Here is a 25,434-nt window from a genome sequence, read left to right on the forward strand (position 1 = left end):
TATGACCACTATTCGCCAAAAAGACTTCATCGACAGTATTGAAGATTCTTTACAGTTTATTTCATACTATCACCCTCTTGACTACATAAAAGCGGTCGAAAAAGCGTATAACAAGGAACAAAGTCAGGCTGCGAAAGATGCTATGGCTCAGATTCTAATAAATTCAAGAATGTCTGCTGAGGGCAAGCGTCCCTTATGTCAAGACACAGGTATTGTTACATGTTTCGTTAAGATTGGTATGGGAGTCCAGTGGGACAAAACTGACTTAACTGTGCAGCAAATGGTTGATGAAGGAACAAGGCGTGCATATCTAAATCCTGATAATCCACTTAGGGCTTCTATTGTTGCTGATCCTGCAGGTACTCGTAAAAACACCAAAGATAATACACCTGCCGTAGTACATATTGATACGGTTGCCGGCGATCATATTGAAGTTATGATTGCGGCAAAAGGTGGCGGCTCTGAAAATAAATCTAAAATGGTGATGTTAAACCCTAGCGATGATATCGCAGATTGGGTGGTGAAAACTCTACCGACTATGGGAGCGGGGTGGTGCCCACCAGGTATGTTAGGCATAGGTATTGGTGGGACGGCAGAAAAGGCAGCCGTTTTGGCTAAAGAAAGTTTAATGGACCCCGTTGATATTCAAGAGTTGATGGATAGAGGCGCTGAAACTACAGAAGAAAAGTTACGTTTAGATATATTTAAGAAGGTAAACGATTTAGGTATTGGCGCACAAGGGCTAGGAGGGTTAACAACAGTGGTTGATATTAAAATCAAATCATTACCTACTCATGCAGCCTCTAAACCAGTTGCTATGATCCCTAATTGTGCTGCAACCCGGCATGCTCACTTTCACCTAGATGGTTCTGGCCCAGCTGATTTTACACCTCCTAAACTTGAAGATTGGCCTGAGGTTACATGGGAAGTAGCAGAAGGTACACGCCGTGTTAACTTAGACTCAGTCAGTAAAGAAGATATTCAAGAATGGAAAGTAGGTGAAACAGTACTGCTCACTGGGAAAATGTTGACCGGTCGAGATGCTGCCCACAAGCGCATACAAACTATGTTAGCGAATGGAGAAGGCTTACCTGAAGGTGTTGATTTTGATAATAAATTTATTTATTACGTGGGCCCAGTTGATGCAGTGGGTGATGAGGCAGTAGGCCCAGCAGGCCCCACTACGGCTACTCGTATGGATAAGTTTACTGACATGATGCTAGAGAAGACTGGTATCAGTGGCATGATTGGAAAAGCAGAGCGAGGTCCTGCAACTGTGCAAAGTATTGCCAAGCACAAATCCGTGTATTTGATGGCCGTAGGTGGCGCTGCTTATCTAGTGTCAAAAGCAATAAAAAATGCTCGAGTAGTCGCATTTGAAGACTTAGGTATGGAAGCTATTTATGAATTTGATGTGGTTGATATGCCCGTGACCGTTGCTGTTGATAGTAGTGGCGCTAATGCTCATGAAACAGGACCGGCAATTTGGAAAGTTAAAATTGCAGAAATGGAAAAGTAATTAACGTTTACTTACCATTAAACTTTACTATTTAACGGCGGTTTTTACCGCCGTTTTTGTTTTTAAGTTGTGAGGTATTTTTATGAGTCAGTTTAACGATCCTCTTACGTTATCTATATTTGCAGGTTTATTTCTTCTAGGTGTAATTTTGGGAGCTGGATTAATTACAGTTAAATCTCGACAAACACTAAAAAATGCAAAGTTACAGATGACGAGTGTTTATCAAGGGCAAGAAAAACAGTTACGTGATCAAGTTGCCAAGCAAGATATCTTGATTAAAGAAATGAGCGCGGAACAAAAGTATGTATTGGAAGAGCAACTACAAACACAAAATCGATTGGGGCAGTTAAACCAAAGAATTCAACGTATTCCAGAGTTAGAAATAGAAAAAAATCAGTGGCAATATCAATATAAACAAGCAAATGAGTATGCCTCGGAGCTACGAATAAAGCTTGAAGCTCAAGCTGCAAGGTTTGAGCAAGAACAACTCGCAAGTACTGAAAAGTTAGCATTATTAGAAACTGCCGAAAAAAGGCTACAAAATCAGTTTGAAAATACGGCGAATAAGATTTTTCAACAGAAACAAGATAGCTTTGCAGAGTCCAGTAAAGCAGGTTTAGATACTATTTTATCACCACTTAAAGAACAGATAGAAGGTTTTAAGAAACAAGTTTCAGATCAATATGTAAAAGAAGGGCAGGAGAGGGCGTCCCTTAAAACTGAAATACTTGGCCTGAAAGAACTTAACCAACAGATAACTCAAGACGCAGCAGCCTTAACGAGAGCGTTAAAAGGAGATAACAAAGCTCAAGGGAGCTGGGGTGAAGTGATTTTAGAGCGTGTACTTAAAGAGTCGGGACTACGGGAAGGGCATGAATTTGAAACTCAGATAAACTTAAAGAATGAAGCCGGTAAAAGCTATCAACCAGATGTAGTGGTGCATTTACCTGGTAACAAAGATGTAGTTGTTGACTCTAAAGTGTCTTTGGCTGCCTATGAGCGTTACTTCAATGAGCAAGAAGATGAGGTTGCCAGAGCGGCCCATTTACGAGACCACATTACCTCTATTCGGAGTCATATTAAAGAGTTAGGTAAAAAGGATTATCAAGACCTCACTGGCATTCGTAGTTTAGATTATGTGTTGATGTTTATTCCAATTGAATCTGCTTTTTTACTTGCTGCAGACCAAGCCCCAGATTTACTGAAGCTAGCCTTTGATCATAATATTATGTTGGTGAGCCCGACAAATTTACTGGTGGCCCTGCGAACTATTAACAATATTTGGCAGTACGAATATCAAAACCAAAATGCGCAAAAAATTGCTAGTAATGCAGCTAAGTTATATGACAAGTTTCATGGCTTTGTAAGTGATATGGATAAAGTAGGTAAAGCTATCGATGCCAGCCAGAGGAGTTACGATAATGCCATGAATAAACTGTCTACAGGAAAAGGGAATATTGTTCGCCAAGTGGAGCAGTTCCGGCAGTTAGGTGTGCAAACGAATAAAAATTTAGATGGCCAACTTCTAGATCGTTCCGAGGGAGATGATTGATTATCAAGTTGTTGTTTTACTTATTTTTTTATTGTAAAAAATAATTGATTAAACAACTCTATTTTGTATGTAATTAGTTAATTGAAAATGATTTACATGTTAATCTAATTTAAATTTAGTTAAGAAAGGAAAACCTGTGGCAGCTCTGGGTATAAAAGATATAGCGGCCTTGGCTAGTGTGTCACCAGCCACTGTTTCTAGGGTATTTAGTGCTCCTGAAATGGTATCTAAAAAGACGTTAGAAAAGGTACAAAAAGTCATAGATGAGTCTGGATATAGGCCCAATCGTATTGGAGCTAGCTTAAGAACGCGTAAAAGTGGCAATATTGTGGCTATAATTCCAGATATAACCAACCCGGTAAATGCTGGTATTATCCGTGCTATTGAGCAAAAAGCTCATACAGCAGGTTATTCAGTGTTACTTGGAGATACCCAAGGTTTACAAGAGCGTGAACAGCATTATGCAGATTTAGTCACCGATGGCCAGGCTGATGGTGTATTGCTGTTTTGTTCTCGTATACCTTTTAAAACAGACGCTACTTTAAATCTTGCACAGCAATTGCCTCCTATGGTTAACGGTAACGAAAGAATTGACTCTGATGAAGTAGTTCAAGTTGCTGTTGACAATATTGCGGCTGCTAAAACAGCGGTAAAGCATCTAATTGATTTAGGCCATAAACATATTGCAGCGGTAACCGGGCCCGATGATATTGCCAGCTCAAATGAACGTCTCAAAGGATATAAATTAGCCCTTGAGGAAGCAAATATACCTTTAGATGACGGACTATGTATTCAGGGCGAGTACGATGTTGAGTCAGGTATGAAATGCGCGGGGCAGTTACTGTTATTGCGGCAGCGACCTACTGCTATTTTTTGCTTTAGTGATGATATGGCGATTGGGGTCATGAAGTTTGTGCAAAAGCAAGGTTTCTCAGTACCAGAAGATATTTCTGTGATGGGGTTTGATGATATTAATTATGCCCAACTGGTTTCACCTGGACTTACTACAGTCCACCAGCCGCTAGAAGAAATTGGCGGTTTGTGTATTGATTTATTGCTTAAGCAACTTAAAGGCGAATATGTAGAGCCAGGAAGACGTTTTCTACAATTTGAGTTGAAAGTGAGAGGGAGCACTGGACTTGCCCCAAGATAGATTATTTATAGATCCCTTTGCGGGTTAAAATAAAAAACTAGAGTAACCCCCTACAAGTTACTCTAGTCCCCATTCTTCATGGGCTAAAAGGTTATTTATGTTGTTGAAGTTGTTTCTTAAAGAAACTTCCTTGTTCTGTTGGTGTGAAATTCCAATCTTTTATCATGGTGGGTGACCACAAAGGGTCAAATGCCCAAACCACCCATGAAATGTTCCTTTCTTGCATAAATTCCATAATTTGAGGGCCATAACTGCCATCATTGATAACTGGAATGTGAGCCCCCAGGCCATCAGCACTGACCCAACCTAATTCAGTTGCTATAACCGGGTAATCTTTCGCTGCAAAGCCCCACACTGATTCCCATAGGTCAAAAAAGTTTTGTTTAGATTTTACCTTGGGTTTGGCTTTTTGAGGATAAGGGTGCACAGCATAAGCAATACCTTTACGTGCAACAGGGTGTTGTTTTATGGGACGTAAATCATATGCCCAATTGAAACCTGCAATTAAAGGAATAACGTTCTTGTCATGGGCATAAATAACATCGATTAACTGCTCATTTATTGTTTTCCAATCATGCCAGTTTGCTTTCCCTGCTCGGCCACCTTGATCTGTTGGTTCATTGAAAAGCTCATAAACCGCTATGGTCGCTACCCCAGCGTAACGGAATGACACATCTTTCCAGAAGGCAAATGTTTCTTTTTTAGTCGTGTCATACATAGGATGTTGAAACAACTCATCAGGTAAATAACCTATAGAATGCCAATCTATTATGAGGTACATATCCAATGAATTCGCCCAAATTACGGCCTGGTCAATGATTTTAAAGTACTCTTCTTTACCATTTTTCTGCCAAGATATGGGGTGGATTGGTAGCCTTACTACATTAGCTCCCCAATCTTTTAGTTCTTCAAATAACGATAATGACCATTGATTTTCAGTGCGTAACTTATCCGGATCAGCAATATTTACGCCTCTAAAAATAAAGGTTGTACCTTTTTCATCGACGAGTTTATTTCCTTTCACTCGAATAAACGCTTGTTCATTGACTAATTGACTGGTGTCAAACGTGCCCGGGTAGGGCACGTTCCACCAACCTTTAGTTTTACTAGAACTATTACTTGCTGCAAAAACACTTAGATTAAAAAATAAAATCAATAATGCTGAAGTAGTAATAAGTTTTTTCATCATAGGTCCAAGGGGTTATTTTCTTATGGTTGCGACAATTCTGTGACTTCCAGGGTAAATTGTGGGATCAATCACATTACCAACTATTTCCTGCCCATCAATTGTCAAAGATATAGCACCCTTACTTATTCCTTGAGGATTGCGTAAGGTAATCTCATATCGAGCGCCGCGGAATTCACGATTAATCTTAACGTTATCCCAACTTGGCAGAATACATGGTTCAATACTCAATCCTTCGTAGGTGGGTTTAATACCTAGTATGTATTGAGTTGCAGCATAATAGTTCCAAGCCGCAGTGCCTGTTAACCAAGAGTTTTTAGCTTCCCCAGGATGTTCTGCATCTGCTCCTGCGATCATTTGACTGTATACATACGGTTCCGTTTTATGAAGATCTTGAACATCTTGCAAAAATGCAGGTGTGATTTTACTGTAATATTCATAAGCTTTTTCACCACGGCCAAGCATAGCTTCAGATATGGTTATCCAAGGGTTGTTATGACAGAAAATCCCTGCATTTTCTTTATAGCCAGGAGGATAAGAGGTGATTTCACCTATATATTTATCATACTTAGTATAAGCAGGTTGGTTGAGCATGATGCCGAAATCAGTTGATAAGTGCTCTTCAACAGAGTCCATAGCTTGTAATGCTTTGCCATCGTCAAAACCAATTCCAGCCATGGCACAAAACCCTTGAGACTCAATGAAAATCTTACCTTCAGTATTTTCATTGCTTCCTATTTTTTCACCTTTAGCATTATAAGCTCGAATAAACCACTCGCCGTCCCAGGCATGTTGTTTAACTGTTTCACGCATTAACTCTACGTGCTTTTGGCAACTTGCAGCTAAATCATTCTTTCCAATTTTTATACATAGATCGACAAACTCTTGACCATACAAAACAAATTGCCCTGCGATCATTACTGACTCTGCTATGTCAGACGCACCTCTCTGGGTGGTTTGATATGACTCATTTGGATCTTCAGAGAAACAGTTAAGGTTTAAACAATCATTCCAATCTGCTCTGCCTATCAATGGCAACCCATGAGGGCCTAAATTATTTACAACGTGGTTAAATGCACGGTTTAAGTGTTCAAAGTGAGTAGCGGTATTATCCAGGTCACTATCAAAAGGAACCACTTCATCTAAAATAGTAAAATCACCAGTTTCTTTAATATAGTTAGCAGTAGACAATACCATCCACATAGGGTCATCGTTAAAATTACCACCTATATTAGCATTCCCTTTTTTAGTTAAAGGTTGATATTGGTGATACGCAGAACCATCCGTTTTTTGGGTAGCAGATAAATCTAGAATACGTTCTTTTACTTTTTCAGGCACCATGTGAGCAAACCCTATGGTATCTTGGTTTGAGTCTCTGAATCCCATACCACGACCAATGCCAGATTCGTAGAAAGAAGCACTACGAGAAAGGTTAAAGGTAACCATATTTTGGTATTGATTCCAAATATTAACGGCACGGTTAAATTTGTCATCAGGTGTTTCAACTGTAAATTTACCTAATAAATTAAACCAGTAATCGTTAAGTTTTTTAAGCTCAGCAGCAACTTTTTCATCACTATCAAATCTAGCGTTAAGGGCTTGTGCAGGTGCTTTGTTAATGATGTTCAGGCCGTCCCACTTATCTTCAGGTTCTACTTCACAATAACCTAATACAAAAACTAGAGATTGACTTTCGCCTGGTGCTAATTCAATTTTTAAATGATGAGAAGCAATGGGAGACCAACCACGAGCTAAAGAGTTTTTAGTTTTACCTGACTCAACAGCTGCTGGGCGATCAAATCCTCTATATGCTCCTAAGAACGTCTCGCGATCTGTTTCAAATCCTTCCATTTTTCGGTTTACAGAATAGAAAGAGTAGTGATTTCTTCTTTCTCGGTATTCGGTTTTGTGGAAAATCGTGCTGTCTTGAACTTCTACTTCACCAGTAGATAGATTTCTTTGGAAGTTAGCGCCATCGTCTTCCGCATTCCACAAACACCACTCAATGAAAGAAAACACATCAACTGTTTTTGTTTCAGAGCTATTGTTTGTAAGTTTTAATGTGTGAACTTCAGCTTTAGTATCCAACGGGATGAAAGTAGTGACTTCAGACGCTATGTCATTTTTGCTAGCGTTAAAGCGACTATAACCCATACCGTGGCGACATGAATATTCATCGAGTTCTGTATCGACTGGTAGACCTGTGGCTGACCAATATTGGTCATCACACTTTAGGTAAAAATAACGGCCGCCATTATCTACAGGTACATTATTGTAGCGGTAACGTGTTAAGCGGCGAAACTTAGGGTCACGATAAAAACAATAACCCCCGGCTGTATTCGAAACCAATCCATAAAACCCGTCATTTCCTAGGTAATTAATCCAAGGTGTGGGGGTATAAGGTGTCGTAATCACATATTCATAGTTTTCATCATCGAAATAACCGAATTTTTCGTTTGTTTCAGTGGCTGGGTTTTGCATCTTTTTCAATCCCTTATATATTTAATTGTTTGAAATTTAAGTACTCAATTGTCACCAGTATTGAGTGTTAGTTATTCGATGATAGGCGTTGCTTTTTGGCGACGCGCTATTAGCTCATTTGTCATTTGACGTTGTTTCTGCTCTGTAATGGGATAAAAGAGCATTAACACAGCGGCGGCAAAGCCAAATCCTGCGGGTATAAAACTCATAAGTAGTGCCATGGCCGGTAAAGAGTCAGCAATTGTAGCTGGGTCCATGCCGTCGTAGCCATAACTAGCAAGTACAAGCAACATTAAAGCACCTGCAAAGCCGCTTCCTGTTTTTTGAACAAAGGTTCCGGCTGAGTATATTAAGCCAGTCGCACGGCGGCCATTACGCCATTCGTTGTAATCAGCTGAGTCTCCTAACATAGAGAAAAATAGCGTAGGCATCATGGCTGCAAAAAACTCCGCTGAACACCCTAAAATAAATATCTGAGTGACACTACTTCCGGGTAACCAGAAGAAGCCACAAGTTAATAAACTGCTCATAACCAAAGCAATGATTAGTAAGGTTTTACGGCCTATTTTTTGGGCAATGAAACTAGTGCATAAAGCGCCTAATATTGACACCACAAGTAGGGCAATAAAGTATTGGCCAGCCATAACCTCGTCGCCCACGTAATATTTGAAGTAATATGCAATAACACCGTATTTAATGCCGTTGAACATCATGGTTAGAAAACCAATTCCTAACAAAATTAACCAAGGCTTATTGGTAATTAGGTCCAACATATCTTGTTGTACGCCAGATTTAGCAGCCGCATTACTTTGTTGATTTTGTTTAAGTAAACGTTTTATAAACCATGTCATTAAACCAATAACTAGCACAAAAAGAATACCGGTAATCCAATTTCGGTAGTGAAAAAAAGCACTCATAAAACCTAGAGGAAGCAAGATAAAAGGAAGCTGTTTGCTGAGGTCCTTTAATTCACTACCCAAACTCTTTTGTTGTTTTAAAACTGGTGTTACGCGTTCTTTGGTGGTCGCGACAGAAATAACCATTAGCGCCATTAACAGCCCTGCAAAAAAATACATAGTGTACTGATAGCCTAGCGCGTCATTTCCACCGCCGAACTTGCTAACAAGAGTGGGTAAGAAGCCCATCACAAATAAACCACCTAAAAAAGCACCAGCAAATCTGAAACCACTTAAACTGGTTCGTTCGTTGTCGTCTTCGGTCATTACACCCATTAAGGCAGAGTAGGGGACGTTGTTAACTGTGTAAGCTAGTGTTAATCCAATATAAGTGACATATGCATAAATTAGTTTACCGTTGTCGCTAAAATCGGGAGAAGTAAAGCAAAGAACCATGAATAAGCATAAAAAGGGAGTCGACCAGAATATCCAAGGTCTGAATTTGCCCCAGGAAGTATTGGTGCGGTCTGCTATCATTCCCATAATGATATCTGTGACCCCGTCTGATAGCCTAACGACTAAAAATAATAGGGCCGCTGCAGAAGCTGCCAATCCAAAAGTATCTGTATAAAATACAGCTAGGTAGGCTAAAGCCCCTCGCCACACTAGATTAGCAGCGGCATCTCCCATGGCATAACCTACTTTTTCGAACAGTGGCAATTTTGTCATTCTAAAAACTCCGACACTTCATCGTTTATATATGCAGTTGCATATGTTGATTTCAATTTTTAGCAGAATATACCAAGCTTGGGTCTAAATAAATTTCTGGTGCATATCTACGGTGGAGTAGTCTAATTATTAATGAAAACGTTTTCAATGATTTGTTGTGAAAAAAAAGTAGATCTTGTAAATAAATGTTAGTTTTTAGTAACGTTTGCGAGTTCATTTTGCCGATTTATTGGTCCATCTTGTCGAGTTACGCTTGACTCATCGAGTCTATAATGTGGGTGCAGAAGGTTGGTTTTTACAAGAATTGTAGTGATTTTGTTAATTTATTAATGTGAATTTATATATTTATTTTAATAGTTATTTGTTTTTAACTAATTGATATTTATGTGTTTAATTTTATTTTTGTAGGCTTTTATCTACATGTGTGCGTTACTAATTGGTAGTTGTTATTGATGATCTTATTTTTTAAATGTAAAATTTGTTGAGTTAAATCATTGACAAATACGCAGTCTGTAAAAAAAATGTAAATTTTTATTGACCTGCAGGTAAGTGTTCTTTAATTTAATGAAAGCGTTTTCATTGAGGTTAGATCCTTAACTTACGTTACGTAAGTATTAGATGTAAATGCTGAGTAATTACATAGTGGAACAAACACACACATTAACAAATCATTGGATGTTACAAAAACTCAATGAAAGGAAAGACAATGCAGAAACAAGGTACTTCATTTACTAAAACACGTTTAGCCGCTAGTTTATCTATCGCTTTAGGTGTTAGCTCGGTTGCTCCTGTTGCTATGGCGCAAGAAGTGAGCTCTGATGATGTTGAAGTCATCAATGTCAAAGGTGTTCGTGGTAGCTTAATACGCTCCATGGACGTAAAGCGCAGTAGTGACGGAATAGTAGATGTTATATCTGCTGAAGATATGGGGAAATTCCCTGACACTAACCTTGCTGAGTCTATGCAGCGTATCACGGGTGTTGCTATAGATAGAAGCAATGGAGAGGGTAGTGAAATCACAGTTCGTGGTTGGGGTCCTCAGCAAAACTTAGTTTTATTCAATGGCCGTCAAATGCCTAGCTCAACAGGTAGTCGTTCATTTGATTTTGCTAATATTGCATCTGAAGGTGTTTCTGGCGTTGAAGTTCAAAAAACAGGTAATGCAGCTATCGCAACAGGCGGTATTGGTGCAACAGTTAATATCTTAACTAATAGACCTTTGAATAATGCTGGTACGGTTGCTGTGTTGTCTGGCAAATTGGTAAATGATACCTCTACAGATAAAGGTAGTGTTACCCCTGAAATTGCGGGTATTTACTCTACTAAGTTCGATGATGGCAAGTTTGGTGTATCAATTACTGGTAGTATTCAAAAGCGTGAAAGTGGTAATCAACAAGCGAGCGTGAGTACTGGTTGGAGAAATTTTGAAGGTGAAATCGACAATGATTGGTCTGATGGAGTAGCTGATTGGGGTGGCGTGCCTAATGATGATTCTCAGATTAATCGTCCTGGTGCTGATGACATTTACTCTGTTCCTCAAACTACGGTTTATCGTTTTGAAGAGCAGCAAAGAACCCGTAAAAATGCTCAGTTAGTATTACAATACCGACCTGTTGATACTTTGACTGCTACTCTAGATTATACTTTCTTTGAAAATGCTACTGCGACTCAACATCAAGATGTATCAGCTTGGTACAACTTTGGTCCTTCTGAAAATGTTTGGACTGATGGACCGATTGCTTCACCTCTTTTATATTCTGAAACTTTCAGCACTCCTGCCGATTTATCAATGGCTGCAGGTCATTCTTCAGCGAAATCTACAACCAACTCAATTGGTTTAAATATTGAGTGGGAAGCAACAGACGACCTTAAAGTTACATTAGATCACCATAATTCAGATTCTGATTGGGGCGCTGATGGTCCTTGGGGTACTAGCTCAAACTTATCAATGGCAGGGTTTGTACGTACTAGTGCAGCAACCGATTTTACTGGTGATTTACCGATCTTATCGGTAGGCGGCGGAAATGACGTTGAATGGTCAGATATGCGTGTTACCGGTAGTGTTTTTGGTAATGGTGTGAATACTCAGGACATTCAACAAACTCAACTAGACTTCGAATATAACCTAAATGACACTACCAGCATTGATTTTGGTGTGGCGGTAAATGAAGTGAGCAATCGCGTTCAAAACGTTAACGTACAGCGTAACGATTGGGGTGGTGTAGGTGAAGAAGGTGACTTTGAAGAAGAGTGGTTTGCTCAGGACACCATTCATGACAAGTTTGATGTAAGTGGTGGTGACTTCAGCGTTGCTAATCAGTTAAATGACCCTACTCTTACCGACTTCACTATATTGGATACTATCTTTTTCTGGGATTTTGAAGCAATTAGAGCAAGATCAGCAGAGTTATATGCTAATACATCATCAATTATTGGTGATTGTGGCAACTCTTTCTGCCCATCTACGCAATTTGATGCAGAAGAAGACCGAACTACCAACGAGAAAAGCACATCTGCATATGTGAAAGTTAATTGGGAAACCGATATCGGTGAAATGTACCTTAGACTTGATGGTGGTTTACGTTACGAAAAAACTGAAGTCACTTCAACGTCAGCGGTAGTTGCATATGACAGTGCTGCTTGGGTTGCAGATACTGAGATTATATTGAGTGATAATGGTCGTGCTTTCTTAGACCAAAAAGGTGATTACGATTATTTACTACCTAGTTTAAATGTTTCATTAGAAGTCACAGAAGATATCGTGGTTCGTGCAGCTTACAGTGAAACCCTCAGTCGAGCTGATTACGCTAACTTATTAGGCGGAACATCAGCTGCTAGTATAGCGAATCAAGCTGGCGGTAGCGGTAGTGCAGGTAACCCTTCTTTACTGCCTCTTGAGTCTACTAATTTCGATCTATCTTTTGAATGGTATTATGACGATGTAAGTTATGTATCTGTCGGTTATTTTACTAAAGATGTTGTTAACTTTATTTCTAGTGTTAATGTCGACTCAGAAGTATTTAATATAGCCAACCCTGCAGATGGTGAAAAATATAATGCAGCAATAGCTGCACTAGACTCTGGTGCGACTGGTGGAGAAATTAGAGAATATATTTTTGCTAATTTTGCGGATAGCCCTTTTGTTGATGTAGCTGCGCAAACCATTACTGGTGACCCTGCTACTGATAACACCCTAGTATTTACTATTGGTACACCTACTAACTCGAGTGAGAGTAGAACGGTTGATGGTCTTGAAGTAGCAGTTCAGCATTTCTTTGGTGAGTCTGGGTTTGGTGTAATGGCAAACTATACTTACGTTAACTCTGACCTAGAGTATGATAATTTTATTCTTGAAGATCAGGCTGCTATCTTAGGATTAAGTGATACCGCTAACCTAATTGGTGTTTATGAAAAAGATGGTTTATCGGTACGTTTAGCTTATAACTGGCGTGATCAGTTCTTGAACTCACGAGGTCAAGATACAGGTCAATCAGCGCCTCAATATACTGAAGAATATTCACAATGGGATCTTAACGCGAGTTATGAAATTCCATCAGTTGAAGGCTTATCGGTATTTGTTGAAGCCTTAAACATCACTGATGAATATACTCGCATTAGTGGACGAGCAACTGAACAAGTGTTGAACTTGACGCAAACTGGCGCACGTTACAACGTAGGTGCTAGATATCGCTTCTAGAGTCTAACTTAACTTAAGAAGGAGCCACTTACATGGCTCCTTTTTTGTTTTTTATAGGTATTAAGGGCTGTTGATTTTTGGTTTGAACAAAGTTTAGATGAATAAGATTAACAGCCCCTACTATCCTAATAATTTGGTATATTCTCTTGGTATTGTAGTTGAGAAAGTGAGTGCAACAACAAATGACTAAAATTGTGATAGTGGGTGGTGGCTCAGCTGGGTGGATTTCGGCAGGGTTATTGGCTGCAAAGCACAACTGCAAAGACTCAACATCTGTTCAGGTGTATGTGGTTGAGGCTCCAGATATCGCTACTGTTGGGGTCGGTGAGGGAACATGGCCTTCAATGCGTAATACGCTAAAAGATATGGGGATTTCTGAAACAGAGTTCATTAAGCAGTGTGATGTAAGTTTCAAGCAAGGTTCTAAGTTTGTAAATTGGCAAAGTGGAGCAAGTGATGCTTACTATCACCCATTTACACTGCCTGTTGGTTTGCCTGAGTTTAATATTGCTCCTTATTGGTTGCCTCTCAGAGAACAAGTTAGCTTTACTAACGCAGTTTGTGCGCAGGGAATATTGTCAGAACAAAGCTTAGCCCCTAAACAAATTTCAACGCCAGAGTACGCTTTTAACTTAAATTATGGTTATCACCTCAATGCGGGGAAATTTGGTGAGTTTTTAAAACAACATTGTACCAAACAATTAGGCGTTAACCATATTCAAGGTAAAGTGACTAAGATCAACAACGACCAAGAAGGTTTTATTTATTCTTTAGACTTAGACACCAAACAACAAGTACTGGGCGATTTATTTATTGATTGCACTGGATTTTCATCACTATTATTAGGACAGCATTACCAGGTTCCTTTTGATTCTAAACAACATATATTGATGAATGATACGGCTATGGCTGTGCAAGTACCTTATGAGAATGAGTCAAGCCCGATTGCTTCTTGTACAATTTCTACGGCGCAACAGGCTGGTTGGGCATGGGATATTGGATTGCCGACAAGGCGGGGTATCGGTTATGTGTATTCAAGTGCCCATTGTGATGACTCTGTGGCAGAGCAAACACTTTATGATTATCTAACTAAAACAGGTGTATCTGCTGATATTAAAGATAATCTGACACCTCGAAAAATATCATTTACCCCCGGCCATAGAAAAGAGTTTTGGCATAAAAACGTGGTGGCTATTGGGATCTCAGCAGGGTTTATTGAGCCCCTTGAGGCGTCTGCACTAGTACTAATTGAGCTGTCAGCTCGTATGGTTGCAGAACAGTTACCTCAAAGCAGAGAGCATATGGCTCTTGTAGCGAAAAGGTTTAATAAAACTTTTAGTTACCGCTGGCAACGTATTGTCGATTTTTTGAAGTTACACTACGTACTTAGTCATAGAGATGATTCTGATTATTGGAAAGACATGCGTGGTCTAGACTCGGTATCTGATTCATTAAAAGAACTAATGGATATCTGGCAGTTTCAAAGTCCTTCTAAACAAGATAACCAACATGCAGAAGAGCTATTTCCTTTTGCTAGTTTTCAGTATGTTTTATATGGCATGGGTTATCAGCCTAAGGCCACAGGTTCGGCTTTTAAACCTCAAGATATTCAAGAAAGCCGTCGTTTATTTGAACAAAATCAACAACATTTATCTCGGTTACATAAGGCTTTGCCTACTAATCGTGAGTTACTTAGTAAAATTAACCAATATGGGTTACCCCGTATATAAATATAATTAATCGGTCAGTTGGAGATAAATAAGCCTTATGACTAATACAGTATTACTCAATAGCATCGAACATAAAGACTTAAAAGTTGTAACCTCTTTTGGGGATCAATATGGGGATAATGTCTGGTATACACCTACTTTTCCTTTAGAGTTTAGAAGTATTCAAGCTCACTACCCGATATTTTTCCAAAAAGATCCTAATACAGGTGGTTTTTACCCCGTTGCAATGACGGGTTTTCAAGACAATGAAAACCTATTTCTTAAGGGAGATACATGGAATGCAGGCTATGTTCCTTTGATGATTAAGCGCCAACCTTTTTTTATTGGTAAGCAAGATAAAATAGAAGAGGGTAAAACTACTGAACATCGTGTTATTCATATCGATTTGGATAGTCCAAGAGTCAGTTCAAATGAAGGCCAGCAACTATTCGCTGAATTTGGTGCGAATAGTCCTTTTTTAGTCGAAATGGCAGATATGTTAGAAACAATTCATCATGGAATGGAGGCCAATCAAGCCTTTATTCAACATTTATTAAAGTTTGACTTAATCGAATCATTTACCTTAGATATCGAACTTAATGATGGTTCAAACCATAATATGATTGGTTTTTATACTATTCAGGAAGACAACCTAAGAAACCTAGATAGAGAAGCGTTAGCTGAGCTACACCAGGCTGGATACTTAGAAGCGGCATATATGATGGTTGCATCACAGTCTAACCTTCGTAATCTTATAGATATGAAAAATAAACGTAATGAGTTAATAGGATAATTTCAACGTGAACATCACATTGCTTGAGTTGGGATAAACATGAAAACGGTTAGAGTTATTGAAGGTGTTACTCCTGATACTATAACTGATGAGTTATTGAACTCTAATGAACCTTTGGTGCTAAAAAACTTTGGTAAAGAGTGGCCATTACCACAGCTTGAAAATCAAAACATTAGTACGGCCATGGAATATCTAAACGGCTTTTATCAAGGCATGCCTGTTTCAGCCGGGCTTGGAGACCCTGAAAATAAGGGTAGAATTTTTTATAATGAGTCTATTCAAGGGTTTAATTTCAAAGCGGGTAATGCACATATAAGTAAAGTGTTCGAGCGCATATTGAAACATAGTGAGGATGATAATCCACCTACCATTTACATAGGGTCTACTAAGGTAGAAACGTTGTTTCCAGGCTTTAGAGATTTACACTTTGTAAACCTAGAGAAACAAAAAGCAGTAGTAAATATTTGGATGGGTAATCAATCGCGTATTGCAGCTCATTATGACTTCCCTGCCAATTTGGCATGTTGTTTATATGGAAAACGCCGTTTTACCTTGTTTCCTCCAGAGCAATTAGAAAATCTATATGTTGGGCCTTTAGAGTTATCCCCTGGTGGTCAAGAAATCAGTATGGTGGATTTTGCAAATCCTGATTTTGAGGCTTTTCCAAAGTTTAAGCTTGCATTAAATGAAGCCTCTATTGCCGATTTAGACCCCGGCGACGCCTTAATTTTACCGGGAATGTGGTGGCATCATGTTGAAGCTTTTCAATCTTTTAATGTATTAATGACTCATTGGTGGCGTCCTGATCCAGTTTTTGGTGGCAGGCCAATAGACGCTTTACAACTTGCCATCATGAGTATTAGAGATTTACCCAAAGAGCAGCGTGAGGCGTGGAAAAATCAATTTGACTATTATGTTTTTGAAAATGAAACACATAGTCATGATCATATTCCTGAAAAGGCCCAAGGAATGTTGCATCGCCCGCTTACTGAAAGTGCCGCGATAAACATTAGAAGAAATGTAATTAATAAGCTCAAATATTAGCGAAGCTAGGAACTATATAATGATAAATCAAGCAACCGATATTAAACGAATAGTCATAGCTGGTGGAGGTACTGCTGGTTGGATGACGGCTGCTGCAATGGGGAAATTGATAGGTAAAACTATTGATATCACGCTAATTGAGTCTGATGAAATCGGAACGGTTGGTGTAGGTGAGGCGACGATTCCTACATTGCATATTTTTCATCGTTTATTGGGCATTAAGCCCGCTGAGTTGATGGCTGCAACTAATGCTACCTTTAAACTTGGGATTTCTTTTGAGAATTGGCGACAGGTGGATCATAAATATATGCACTCCTTTGGCTACCTAGGAAAAGATTGTTGGGCAGGTGGCTTTCAGCACTTTTGGTTAAAAGGCCTTCAAAAAGGAATAAGCAGTGACGAAATTGGTGACTATTGCGCCGAGCATTTAGCCGCCAGAGAAAACAAATTTGCAGTGCTAGCTAATCAAGAATTTAATCATGCATATCATTTAGATGCGGGTTTGTATGCTAAATTTCTGCGAAAAATAGCTGAAGAACACGGTGTTAAGCGAAAAGAAGGTAAGATCGAAAAAGTGAATGTCGATCCTGAAAGTGGCTTTATCACGTCTTTGAATATGGCTGACCAAACTGTAGTTGAAGGAGATTTATTTATTGATTGTAGCGGCTTTAAAGGGCTATTAATTGAAGAGGCTCTACATACAGGGTTCGATGATTGGTCACACTGGTTACCATGTGACAGAGCGGTTGCTGTGCAAACTAAAAATGTACAACCGGCTATCCCTTATACTCGTTCTATTGCAAGATCCGCTGGTTGGCAATGGCGTATCCCTTTGCAAAGTCGTACTGGAAATGGCCATGTATTCTGTAGTCGCTACATGTCTGATGAAGAAGGAAAACAATTATTACTAGATAATGTCGAGGGTGAATTATTAACAGACCCTAGAGTGATTAAATTTAGAACAGGAACACGCCGGAAACATTGGAATAAAAACTGTGTGGCTATCGGGCTTTCTAGTGGGTTTATTGAGCCTTTAGAGTCGACGAGTATTCACCTGATTCAACGGGGAATTATACGTTTATTGCAAAACTTCCCGTCTAAAGGAATACGACAACCAGATATCGATCACTTCAATAAGCTTACTGAGTTTGAGACGGAAGGGATCCGAGACTTTATTATTTTGCACTACCATGTGACCGAGAGACGAGACTCTGCCTTTTGGAACTATTGCCGTACTATGCCTATTCCTGATTCTCTACAACATCGAATTGATTTATTTAAACAAACAGGAAAAGTATTCAAAGAGTTAGATGAGTTATTTGGTGATAGTTCTTGGCTACAAGTCATGTTAGGGCAGGGGCTAGAATCTGAGCAGTATCATCCAATAGTAGATATGATGGATGACAAAGAACTAGAAAGCTTTTTAGAAGGAATCAGAAAGTCAGTAAGGGCAAGAGTTTCAGCTTTACCTAAGCATAATGATTTTATTAATCATTATTGTAAATCAAACATTGTATAAATTATAGGCTTAAAAAGTTGTCTGTACCTCAATCAATTATTCAGGTTAATCCTCACGCAGAACCAATTATTAGAAAAATTGGTATGGAGCAGACACCAGTTATTATTATTGATGATTTTGCATTAGACATAACAGGGATTAAATCTTTTGCCTTTGAATCAGAAGAGTTTACGAGTGTTGAGCGGGGACAGTCAATGTACCCCGGTGTGAGAGTTAAGCTCCCTAAAGGCTATGTTGTTGATGTACTTGCTCCTTTACAAGGCCTATTGCGACAAACCTACAAACTACCAGCTCCACTGCAAATGAAACCTCGCTTGTATGTTTACTCTTTGGTTTCGACCCAACCGCAAGACTTAAGTTTGCTACAGCGGATGCCTCACTTTGATACTGTCAGACCTTATTATTTCGCTGCGCTTCATTATTTAAATGATGGGCCATATGGTGACACTGCTTTCTTTCGTCATAAGCCAACCGGATATGAAAGAATAACAGCAAGTAGAGAGCAGGGTTATTACCAATCGGCTAAACAGTTTGTGCGTGACTATGGTGAGCCACCCCAAGAATACTGTGTAACATCAACTGAGCACTTTGAATGTTACGACAAGATAGAATATAAGAAGAATCGATTAGTCCTTTATCCTGGTAACTTATTGCATTCAATTTTAATCAATACAGATACTGATATTGATCCAAACCCACAAACAGGTCGGTTAACCGCTAATATATTTTTAGAATTTTGCTAAGCCACTTTGTTCTCTTCACTGTAAAAAGACTTTTATTGAAAAACTATGACAGTTTAGAGCATTTCAGAGCCGTGTTAAGTAAACTGCTTAACGGCTTAGCAACCAAGTGTCACATAATGCCTGTTCTGCGATACTTAGGGCTAGTGTATCCATTGCTGCAGCTTGTGCGACAAAGTCTAATTGTTTAAGTTTTTTGTCCCTCAAAATGCTCAGCGTTACTTTTTGGCCAAGCACTAAATTATTTAATTGGGATTTTAAGTTACCCATTGATATTTGCCACTTGTCTACAGCAATTAACACATCTCCAACTTGTAAACCAGAGTCATACGCTGCTGTATGTTCTGTCACTTGAGTTAGCTCAATACCTATATCTCGCTGTTTTGCCATTGCTCCAAACTCAATGATAAAAGGGGCGTCACTTGGCATGCCTCCTTTGTCTTGTAGGCTGTTTCGAGAAAATTTCTCCACATTCACTCCAAATTGATTTAATAATTCCAATGTGGGGAGCTCTTCGGTGGAATAAAGCGCTAAATTAAGAAACGCTGATACATCTAGACCTAAGCTTTTTTCAATTATTTGATGCACACAATTCGGCTCTGTAGGCTGGTTTACCTGTCCATACTGCGTCCATAGTTCTTTTAAAACATGATCTAAACTATAAATATTACTGCTTTGTTTTCTAATGATTAAATCTAAACAAAGTGCAACCACTGCGCCTTTATTATAGTAACTTACAATATGATTAATTGAGCCTTCGTCTTGCTTGTAAAATTTTGTCCAAGCATCAAAACTTGACTCTGTAATACTTTGCTTAAGTCGCCCTTTATTTCGTAATAATCGGGTTAGGTTTTGAGCAACAACTTTTAAGTATGCTTCTTGGGTGATCAGCCCTGCTTTTAGTAAGCTTAAATCGTCGTAATAACTAGTAAAACCCTCATAAATCCACAATTGCTCGGTGTATTTTTCTGAATCTAAAAGAGCGTCAAATAACTCGATGGGTTTAGTGCGTTTGACATGCCATGTATGGAAAAACTCGTGACTACATAGACTTAAGAAAACTTGGTATCCTTCTGTCATTGAGTTTTTGTCTGAAAGGCTAGGGAGGTCTTTTCTACTATACATGAGAGCTGTTGAACTAATATGCTCTAAACCTCCAAAGGCATTATCAGTCAACAACGTAATAAATAGGTAGCGTGAAACTGGAGAAGGTCCATTGAAAAACTTTAAATGATGGTCGCATATTTTAGTTAAGTCACTTGCTATTCTATCTGTATCTGCTTGATGTCCGCCAGCAAGAACCAGTTCAAACTCGACACCACTGGCCTTAAATGGAATGATATCAAATTCACCAAATAATACTGGGTGGTCGATGAGGTTGTCATAATCAATCGCTGTGTATTCACCAAATTTGTGTCTACTGTTTGGTTCGTTATCTAATGTTGTTGCCACTTTCCAGTGTGAAAGTACTTTATCATTAGGCTTTTCTAATGTGACAGAAATAGGCTGTTGAGTCTGGCCTTCAACAGCAAGAAATACATTGGTACCGTTAAAAAAAGCCATCTCATCATTAACATAAGCCCCTCTAACTGAAAGGTCAAAAGCGTAGATTTGGTATTCGATAGATAAAGGACCTTCACATGGTGCTACTTGCCATCTTTGTTTATCAAGTTTTATAACCTTTAGCTCTTTGTTATGTTTATTAGAAGCCTTTAGCCATATAATATTTTTGGCAAAATCACGCACCATATAACTGCCTGGTATCCATGCGGGGAGCGATAAAGCTTGGCCTTCTGTGGCTGGGTCCTCAATTGTTAGGCTAACAGTAAGTAAATGCCCAGTAGTTGAAGTTAATTTAACTTGGTAATTAAGTAGCGGTGCTATCGTTTGCATTATGTTTCTCTAGTAAGTTATTGCTTTTATGTACTTTATTTATTGCATCTGGCAGGTGTATGCTTGTAAATAGATAATAACAAAAGGTTTTAAGGAGTTAGCATTTAATGGCAATATTAACGGAAAAAGTTGGAATAACTAACGAAGATCTTATAAAGCTCCGTTCTATGCGTCCTGGCGAACCTATTGATTTACAAGTTACGACAGCAAGTACTACAAAACGCGTGAGAACAGAATTTGTGGGTATAGATGGGACGCGCTCATTGATCATAAAGTATCCTGATGAATCCAAATGGGGTGGGTTAGGAGATGCTATATTTAAAGATAAATCTTTAATTATGCGTTACATTCTGGAAGATGAAACTGGAGAAATTATTGCGTTTAAGGTGAATATTGTCTTGGTTTTGACTAAACCCAGCCATTTAATTTTTACTAGTTTCCCATTGGCGATTCAAAGCCATGATTTGCGCTCAGAAGCTCGTTCTCAAACTAGAATTGCAACTAAATTATCGGATTCTAAACTAGGTGAGGATATCTGTGGGGCCATTGTGATCGATATTTCAGTTCACGGTTGTCGTATTAAAATTGATAAGAAACATCTGTCAAGTAAGCTAAAGTCAAAAGAAGCTATCAACTTAGAGTTCACACTTTCCGCTGATAATAAAGTTCAGCTAATGGGGACAATTATGAATTTTAAGTTTGACGAAGTTAACTTTTATTGTGGTGTTAAGTTTGAAACAAAAGAAGATATTGTCGATCAATTACTTAAAAATTTAATGTTACCGACAATCTAATACAAGTTTGTATAAAAAAACAATAGAGTTCGTAGAGTAGTTTTCAATTGATGGTTAAAGATTAACTTGTTAAATTATTGTTAATTTCAATGATGGAGAATGAAATGCGCCAAATAGAGACTTTATTAAATGAATATGGTGAAAGCCATACCAATAGAACGAATATCTGTATTCATGCTGTTGCGGTACCCGCAATATATTTTGTCTCTATAGCGTTACTCTGGTCGGCGCCGGTTCCAGCGTTTTTAGCTTATTTTAATGTGAGCTGGGCGCATGTGTTACTTGTCCCTACTTTGTATTACTACTTTAAATTATCTGGCCCAATTGGTGCTGCCATGACTTTGCTTTCAATCTTGTCATTTTTAGGTATTCAAATATTAGAAGGGCTGGGTGTCGTCGTATGGCAGTTTAGTGTGGCGCTTTTTATTATAATGTGGATTTTACAATTTGTTGGACATCATATTGAGGGTAAAAAGCCCAGCTTTATTAAAGATTTACAATTTTTGTTAGTGGGTCCAGCTTGGTGGTGGGTACATTGGTTGAAGCGTCTAAATATTAATTATTAGTCTTGATTGCGATAAAATCCCCTGATTCTAAGACCAAGTTTTAAACACTTGGTCTTTCTTTTTGTATACTGCATGTGATTTCACTACTCGGAAAAAATTGTGCCTAATTGGGAAAAACTAGTAGATAGTCGTGAACGACTTTTTTGGACATTGCACACTGCGGGGTGGGTAGGCTTTGCAATTATCTATTACATCGGCTCATTTCTTCATGATATGCGCAGTATTTGGCTGTTAATTATTATGCTAAACGCCTACGCTGGTTGGTTGCTAACTATTCCGTTGAGATACATCTACCGAAAAGCTCTAGCATTTAGTCCTTTAAAAATGATTGCTATGGTGGGGATATGCTTGTACCTAACAGCGCTGGTTTGGGCATTCGTTAAAAATCTTAATTATTGGGAGATATACAAAAAGGGTTATCGGCCTGAAGAGTGGTACATGTATTTCACTAATACTATCAATTCATTAATTATGGTGAGTTGTTGGACGGGGGGCTACTTCGGTATTAAGAATTATCAGATGCTTTTGAAAGAAAAGCAAAACGTATTGAGAGCCTCTACCATGGCACACCAAGCACAAATTAAAATGCTCAGGTATCAACTTAATCCTCACTTTTTGTTCAATACCTTGAACGCCATTTCCACTCTTATTCTCATGAAAGAGAATAAAACCGCTGATGCAATGGTAAGTAGATTAAGTGATTTTTTGAGATACTCATTAGACAAAGATCCCATACGTAAAGTCCCTTTGATGCAAGAAGTGAAAGTGCTCGAGCTTTACTTAGAGATAGAAAAAGTACGATTTGAAGACCGGTTGAGTGTTGTTTGGGATATTGAGGAGAAAACTAAAGACGCTTTGGTGCCTAGTTTGATATTACAACCATTGATTGAAAATTCTATTAAATACGCAATTTCTAAAGTGTCGGAAGGCGGGCAAATATGTATTTCAGCTAAGAGTTTTGGTCGAGACCTCATGCTAAACGTGAGTGATAATGGCCCCAGTGCTGAAATTATTGATGGAAATTTGCCCCCTAGTGAAGGTGGTGGAGTGGGTTTACAAAATATTCAGGAGCGACTTCAAGCACTCTACTTAAGTAATTATGCTTTTGCTATTTCGCATAACTATCCGTCCGGTGTTAAAGTTAATATTCGAATTCCCTATGAGTTGAGTCAAAAGTCGGATGGTTTATTAGATGAAGATTAATACTATGATAATCGATGACGAGCCTTTAGCTCGCAAAGGATTATCAATGCGCCTTGCTGAGTTCGAAAATATAAATTTACTTGGCGAATGTAAAAATGGCCTTGAGGCCGTTGCTATGATACCCAAATTGCAGCCTGACCTAGTGTTTTTAGACATACAAATGCCTGGCTTGAATGGCTTTCAAGTCATTCATAAATTACAAGAGTTAAAGCAAGCTATTCCCTTGATTGTGTTTGTTACAGCCTTTGATTCCTATGCAATTAAAGCGTTTGAAGTTCATGCTCTGGATTACATGTTAAAACCTGTAGACGAGAAACGCCTGAAAGAAACTATTGATAAGGTTGTGTTGACTCGTAAACAACAACAACTTGGTGGCAGTAACCAGAAATTAGTACAATTAGTGGCTGATTTTACGGGTGATGATTGTGAAGTCATTTTAAAGCGACTAGCAAATGGAGAAAGTATTGCTACTACCTCTTATCCCGATGTATTAGCTATTAAAGATGGTTCAGAAGTCACTCGTGTAGCGATTTCTGAAATACAATGGATTGATGCTGCCGGTGATTATATGTGTGTTCATACGGGCGGAAAAACTCATATTATGCGCCGTACCATGAAAGAGTTACAAAATGAATTAGATCCCAAAAAGTTTGTTAGAGTGCATCGTTCAGCTATTGTAAATATCAGGTATGTAGAGAAGTTAGTGAGCCATATTAGTGGCGAATATCATCTTATTCTAAGTACAGGTGATGAGTTAAAAGTAAGTCGCAGTCACAGAGATACCGTTAAAGAGATGATAAAGCTCTAATTATTTAAACAGCTGCTGTTGAATTTTAAGTAAATACTCGTCAACTGGTTTCTTGTCTTGCCAGCTAACCGCTAGTTTATGTTTGACAGCTTGGCTGTTTTGCTCCCCAATCATGATGCCATTTTCGCCATTGATTGCTTGTTCAACCCCATAAGCACCTAGCTTAGTGGCTAAGACTCTATCTTGGCTTACAGGGGAGCCTCCTCTTTGTACATGTCCTAAAATCACTGGGCGACATTCTATTTTAGTTTGGTCGGCAATCATTTTCGCTAACGTTACCGCACCGCCTGCGATTAAGTTTTCAGAAGCAACAATTATATAACTTGAGACGCCTCGGTTGTTATAAACGTGTTTTAAGTGCTCAATGGTTTTGTCGATTTCATCTTGGATATTTACACATAGCTCAGGCAGTAAAACTCTATCTGCGGCTGAGGCTATCGCTGCGTTTAATGCGATGAACCCAGCATGTCTGCCCATCACTTCTATTAAAAATATTCTCTCAAAAGCATCGGCGGTATCACGTACTTTGTCTATAGACTCTAATGCTGTTTCTATGGCTGTGTAATACCCTATAGTGGCGTCTGTACCTCCTATATCATTGTCTATCGTGCCAGGTAACCCAATCACTTGCCCTTTGTAAAACTGTGACAAATGATCGGCACCTTTAAAAGATCCGTCACCTCCGATGATTATTAAGGCATCTATTTGTAATTCTTCAAGATTCTTAGCTGCAATACGTGCGGTGGTTTCAGTATGAAACTCCACGCAGCGGCCACTTTTTAAAATGGTACCGCCTCTTTGAATAATATTAACCACATCTTCAGCTTCAATTAGTGTGTAGTCTTGTTCAACTAAGCCATTATATCCGTGCTTATATCCAATCACGTAAATATCATAGTGTTCAGCGGTTAAAACGATTGAACGTATACATGCATTCATTCCTGGAGCATCGCCACCAGAGGTTAATATCGCAAGCTTTTTCATTTACAACACCTACTCAGTAGTTATTGTTAGCAAAAGTAGAGGGTTGATTTTATTCTCTCAAGTAAAATTTAATTAAAACCTAATTTATATCAATAACTATTAAATTACCTTGCTTGTCTAGTATCAATATTAACTAGGTTCGAAATTTGGTAAAATTCCTAAGAGGAT

At 38.7% G+C, this 25,434-nt stretch carries 18 protein-coding genes; 13 read left to right on the top strand and 5 right to left on the bottom strand.

Going from position 1 to position 25,434, the window contains the following annotated elements; genetic code table 11:
* The first annotated feature begins 1 nt into the window (after position 1).
* The 3 genes from ABJD71_RS11610 to ABJD71_RS11620 all read left to right on the top strand — a co-directional run bounded on the left by ABJD71_RS11610 (position 2) and on the right by ABJD71_RS11620 (position 4,224).
* Entirely contained in the window at positions 2–1,519 is a 1,518-nt protein-coding gene (locus ABJD71_RS11610; RefSeq protein ID WP_348169148.1) for a fumarate hydratase, read from the top strand.
* 82 nt (positions 1,520–1,601) lie between these two features.
* Positions 1,602–3,071 (top strand): DNA recombination protein RmuC, encoded by a 1,470-nt coding sequence (gene rmuC, locus ABJD71_RS11615; RefSeq protein ID WP_348169151.1) that lies wholly within the window; start codon positions 1,602–1,604, stop codon positions 3,069–3,071.
* 136 nt (positions 3,072–3,207) lie between these two features.
* On the top strand, positions 3,208–4,224 hold the full coding sequence (locus tag ABJD71_RS11620; protein WP_348169154.1) for a LacI family DNA-binding transcriptional regulator: 1,017 nt from the start codon (positions 3,208–3,210) through the stop codon (positions 4,222–4,224).
* A 91-nt stretch (positions 4,225–4,315) separates the two neighbouring features.
* On the opposite strand, the gene ABJD71_RS11625 is transcribed toward ABJD71_RS11620, so the two are convergent.
* From ABJD71_RS11625 to ABJD71_RS11635, 3 genes are all read right to left on the bottom strand, one after another.
* On the bottom strand, positions 4,316–5,410 hold the full coding sequence (locus ABJD71_RS11625) for a glycoside hydrolase family 5 protein (protein WP_348169157.1): 1,095 nt from the start codon (positions 5,408–5,410) through the stop codon (positions 4,316–4,318).
* A 15-nt stretch (positions 5,411–5,425) separates the two neighbouring features.
* Positions 5,426–7,891, bottom strand: coding sequence for a glycosyl transferase (locus ABJD71_RS11630; protein WP_348169160.1), 2,466 nt, complete (start codon positions 7,889–7,891; stop codon positions 5,426–5,428).
* 71 nt (positions 7,892–7,962) lie between these two features.
* Positions 7,963–9,516, bottom strand: coding sequence for an MFS transporter (locus ABJD71_RS11635; RefSeq protein WP_348169163.1), 1,554 nt, complete (start codon positions 9,514–9,516; stop codon positions 7,963–7,965).
* Positions 9,517–10,222: 706 nt separating this feature from the next.
* Between ABJD71_RS11635 and ABJD71_RS11640 the strand changes: the two genes are divergently transcribed.
* The 6 genes from ABJD71_RS11640 (at position 10,223) to ABJD71_RS11665 (ending at position 19,021) form a co-directional block, all read left to right on the top strand.
* Positions 10,223–13,213, top strand: coding sequence for a TonB-dependent receptor (locus ABJD71_RS11640; RefSeq protein WP_348169166.1), 2,991 nt, complete (start codon positions 10,223–10,225; stop codon positions 13,211–13,213).
* A 182-nt stretch (positions 13,214–13,395) separates the two neighbouring features.
* Positions 13,396–14,943 (top strand): tryptophan halogenase family protein, encoded by a 1,548-nt coding sequence (locus tag ABJD71_RS11645; protein ID WP_348169382.1) that lies wholly within the window; start codon positions 13,396–13,398, stop codon positions 14,941–14,943.
* Positions 14,944–14,980: 37 nt separating this feature from the next.
* Positions 14,981–15,715, top strand: coding sequence for a SapC family protein (locus tag ABJD71_RS11650; protein ID WP_348169169.1), 735 nt, complete (start codon positions 14,981–14,983; stop codon positions 15,713–15,715).
* A gap of 39 nt (positions 15,716–15,754) precedes the next feature.
* Positions 15,755–16,759: a cupin-like domain-containing protein gene (locus ABJD71_RS11655; RefSeq protein ID WP_348169173.1), complete on the top strand. Its 1,005-nt coding sequence runs from the start codon at positions 15,755–15,757 to the stop codon at positions 16,757–16,759.
* Between the two features lie 19 nt (positions 16,760–16,778).
* Positions 16,779–18,278: a tryptophan halogenase family protein gene (locus tag ABJD71_RS11660; RefSeq protein WP_348169176.1), complete on the top strand. Its 1,500-nt coding sequence runs from the start codon at positions 16,779–16,781 to the stop codon at positions 18,276–18,278.
* A 17-nt stretch (positions 18,279–18,295) separates the two neighbouring features.
* Positions 18,296–19,021: a DUF6445 family protein gene (locus ABJD71_RS11665; RefSeq protein WP_348169179.1), complete on the top strand. Its 726-nt coding sequence runs from the start codon at positions 18,296–18,298 to the stop codon at positions 19,019–19,021.
* A gap of 87 nt (positions 19,022–19,108) precedes the next feature.
* On the opposite strand, the gene ABJD71_RS11670 is transcribed toward ABJD71_RS11665, so the two are convergent.
* Positions 19,109–20,911, bottom strand: a complete 1,803-nt coding sequence (locus ABJD71_RS11670) for a PDZ domain-containing protein (RefSeq protein ID WP_348169182.1) — start codon at positions 20,909–20,911, stop codon at positions 19,109–19,111.
* 107 nt (positions 20,912–21,018) lie between these two features.
* Between ABJD71_RS11670 and ABJD71_RS11675 the strand changes: the two genes are divergently transcribed.
* From ABJD71_RS11675 to ABJD71_RS11690, 4 genes are all read left to right on the top strand, one after another.
* Positions 21,019–21,705, top strand: a complete 687-nt coding sequence (locus tag ABJD71_RS11675; protein ID WP_348169185.1) for a flagellar brake protein — start codon at positions 21,019–21,021, stop codon at positions 21,703–21,705.
* 104 nt (positions 21,706–21,809) lie between these two features.
* Entirely contained in the window at positions 21,810–22,271 is a 462-nt protein-coding gene (locus tag ABJD71_RS11680) for an Mpo1-like protein (RefSeq protein WP_348169188.1), read from the top strand.
* 99 nt (positions 22,272–22,370) lie between these two features.
* On the top strand, positions 22,371–23,474 hold the full coding sequence (locus ABJD71_RS11685) for a histidine kinase (RefSeq protein ID WP_348169191.1): 1,104 nt from the start codon (positions 22,371–22,373) through the stop codon (positions 23,472–23,474).
* On the top strand, positions 23,464–24,282 hold the full coding sequence (locus ABJD71_RS11690) for a LytTR family DNA-binding domain-containing protein (protein WP_348169194.1): 819 nt from the start codon (positions 23,464–23,466) through the stop codon (positions 24,280–24,282). The genes ABJD71_RS11685 and ABJD71_RS11690 overlap by 11 nt, the downstream gene beginning before the upstream one ends.
* Here ABJD71_RS11690 and ABJD71_RS11695 read toward each other — a convergent pair whose 3' ends face one another.
* Entirely contained in the window at positions 24,283–25,266 is a 984-nt protein-coding gene (locus ABJD71_RS11695; protein WP_348169197.1) for an ATP-dependent 6-phosphofructokinase, read from the bottom strand.
* Positions 25,267–25,434: the final 168 nt, after the last annotated feature.

It is taken from the genome of Paraglaciecola sp., assembly GCF_039943935.1.
Classification (GTDB): domain Bacteria; phylum Pseudomonadota; class Gammaproteobacteria; order Enterobacterales; family Alteromonadaceae; genus Paraglaciecola.

Bases quoted from the DNA above. Each gene is read 5' to 3' on its own strand.
- ABJD71_RS11660 (WP_348169176.1), top strand. From the start codon at position 16,779: ATGATAAATCAAGCAACCGATATTAAACGAATAGTCATAGCTGGTGGA.
- ABJD71_RS11675 (WP_348169185.1), top strand. From the start codon at position 21,019: ATGGCAATATTAACGGAAAAAGTTGGAATAACTAACGAAGATCTTATA.
- ABJD71_RS11695 (WP_348169197.1), bottom strand. From the start codon at position 25,266: ATGAAAAAGCTTGCGATATTAACCTCTGGTGGCGATGCTCCAGGAATG.
- ABJD71_RS11640 (WP_348169166.1), top strand. From the start codon at position 10,223: ATGCAGAAACAAGGTACTTCATTTACTAAAACACGTTTAGCCGCTAGT.
- ABJD71_RS11670 (WP_348169182.1), bottom strand. From the start codon at position 20,911: ATGCAAACGATAGCACCGCTACTTAATTACCAAGTTAAATTAACTTCA.
- rmuC (WP_348169151.1), top strand. From the start codon at position 1,602: ATGAGTCAGTTTAACGATCCTCTTACGTTATCTATATTTGCAGGTTTA.
- ABJD71_RS11655 (WP_348169173.1), top strand. From the start codon at position 15,755: ATGAAAACGGTTAGAGTTATTGAAGGTGTTACTCCTGATACTATAACT.
- ABJD71_RS11650 (WP_348169169.1), top strand. From the start codon at position 14,981: ATGACTAATACAGTATTACTCAATAGCATCGAACATAAAGACTTAAAA.
- ABJD71_RS11645 (WP_348169382.1), top strand. From the start codon at position 13,396: ATGACTAAAATTGTGATAGTGGGTGGTGGCTCAGCTGGGTGGATTTCG.
- ABJD71_RS11610 (WP_348169148.1), top strand. From the start codon at position 2: ATGACCACTATTCGCCAAAAAGACTTCATCGACAGTATTGAAGATTCT.
- ABJD71_RS11625 (WP_348169157.1), bottom strand. From the start codon at position 5,410: ATGAAAAAACTTATTACTACTTCAGCATTATTGATTTTATTTTTTAAT.
- ABJD71_RS11690 (WP_348169194.1), top strand. From the start codon at position 23,464: ATGAAGATTAATACTATGATAATCGATGACGAGCCTTTAGCTCGCAAA.
- ABJD71_RS11635 (WP_348169163.1), bottom strand. From the start codon at position 9,516: ATGACAAAATTGCCACTGTTCGAAAAAGTAGGTTATGCCATGGGAGAT.
- ABJD71_RS11630 (WP_348169160.1), bottom strand. From the start codon at position 7,891: ATGCAAAACCCAGCCACTGAAACAAACGAAAAATTCGGTTATTTCGAT.
- ABJD71_RS11680 (WP_348169188.1), top strand. From the start codon at position 21,810: ATGCGCCAAATAGAGACTTTATTAAATGAATATGGTGAAAGCCATACC.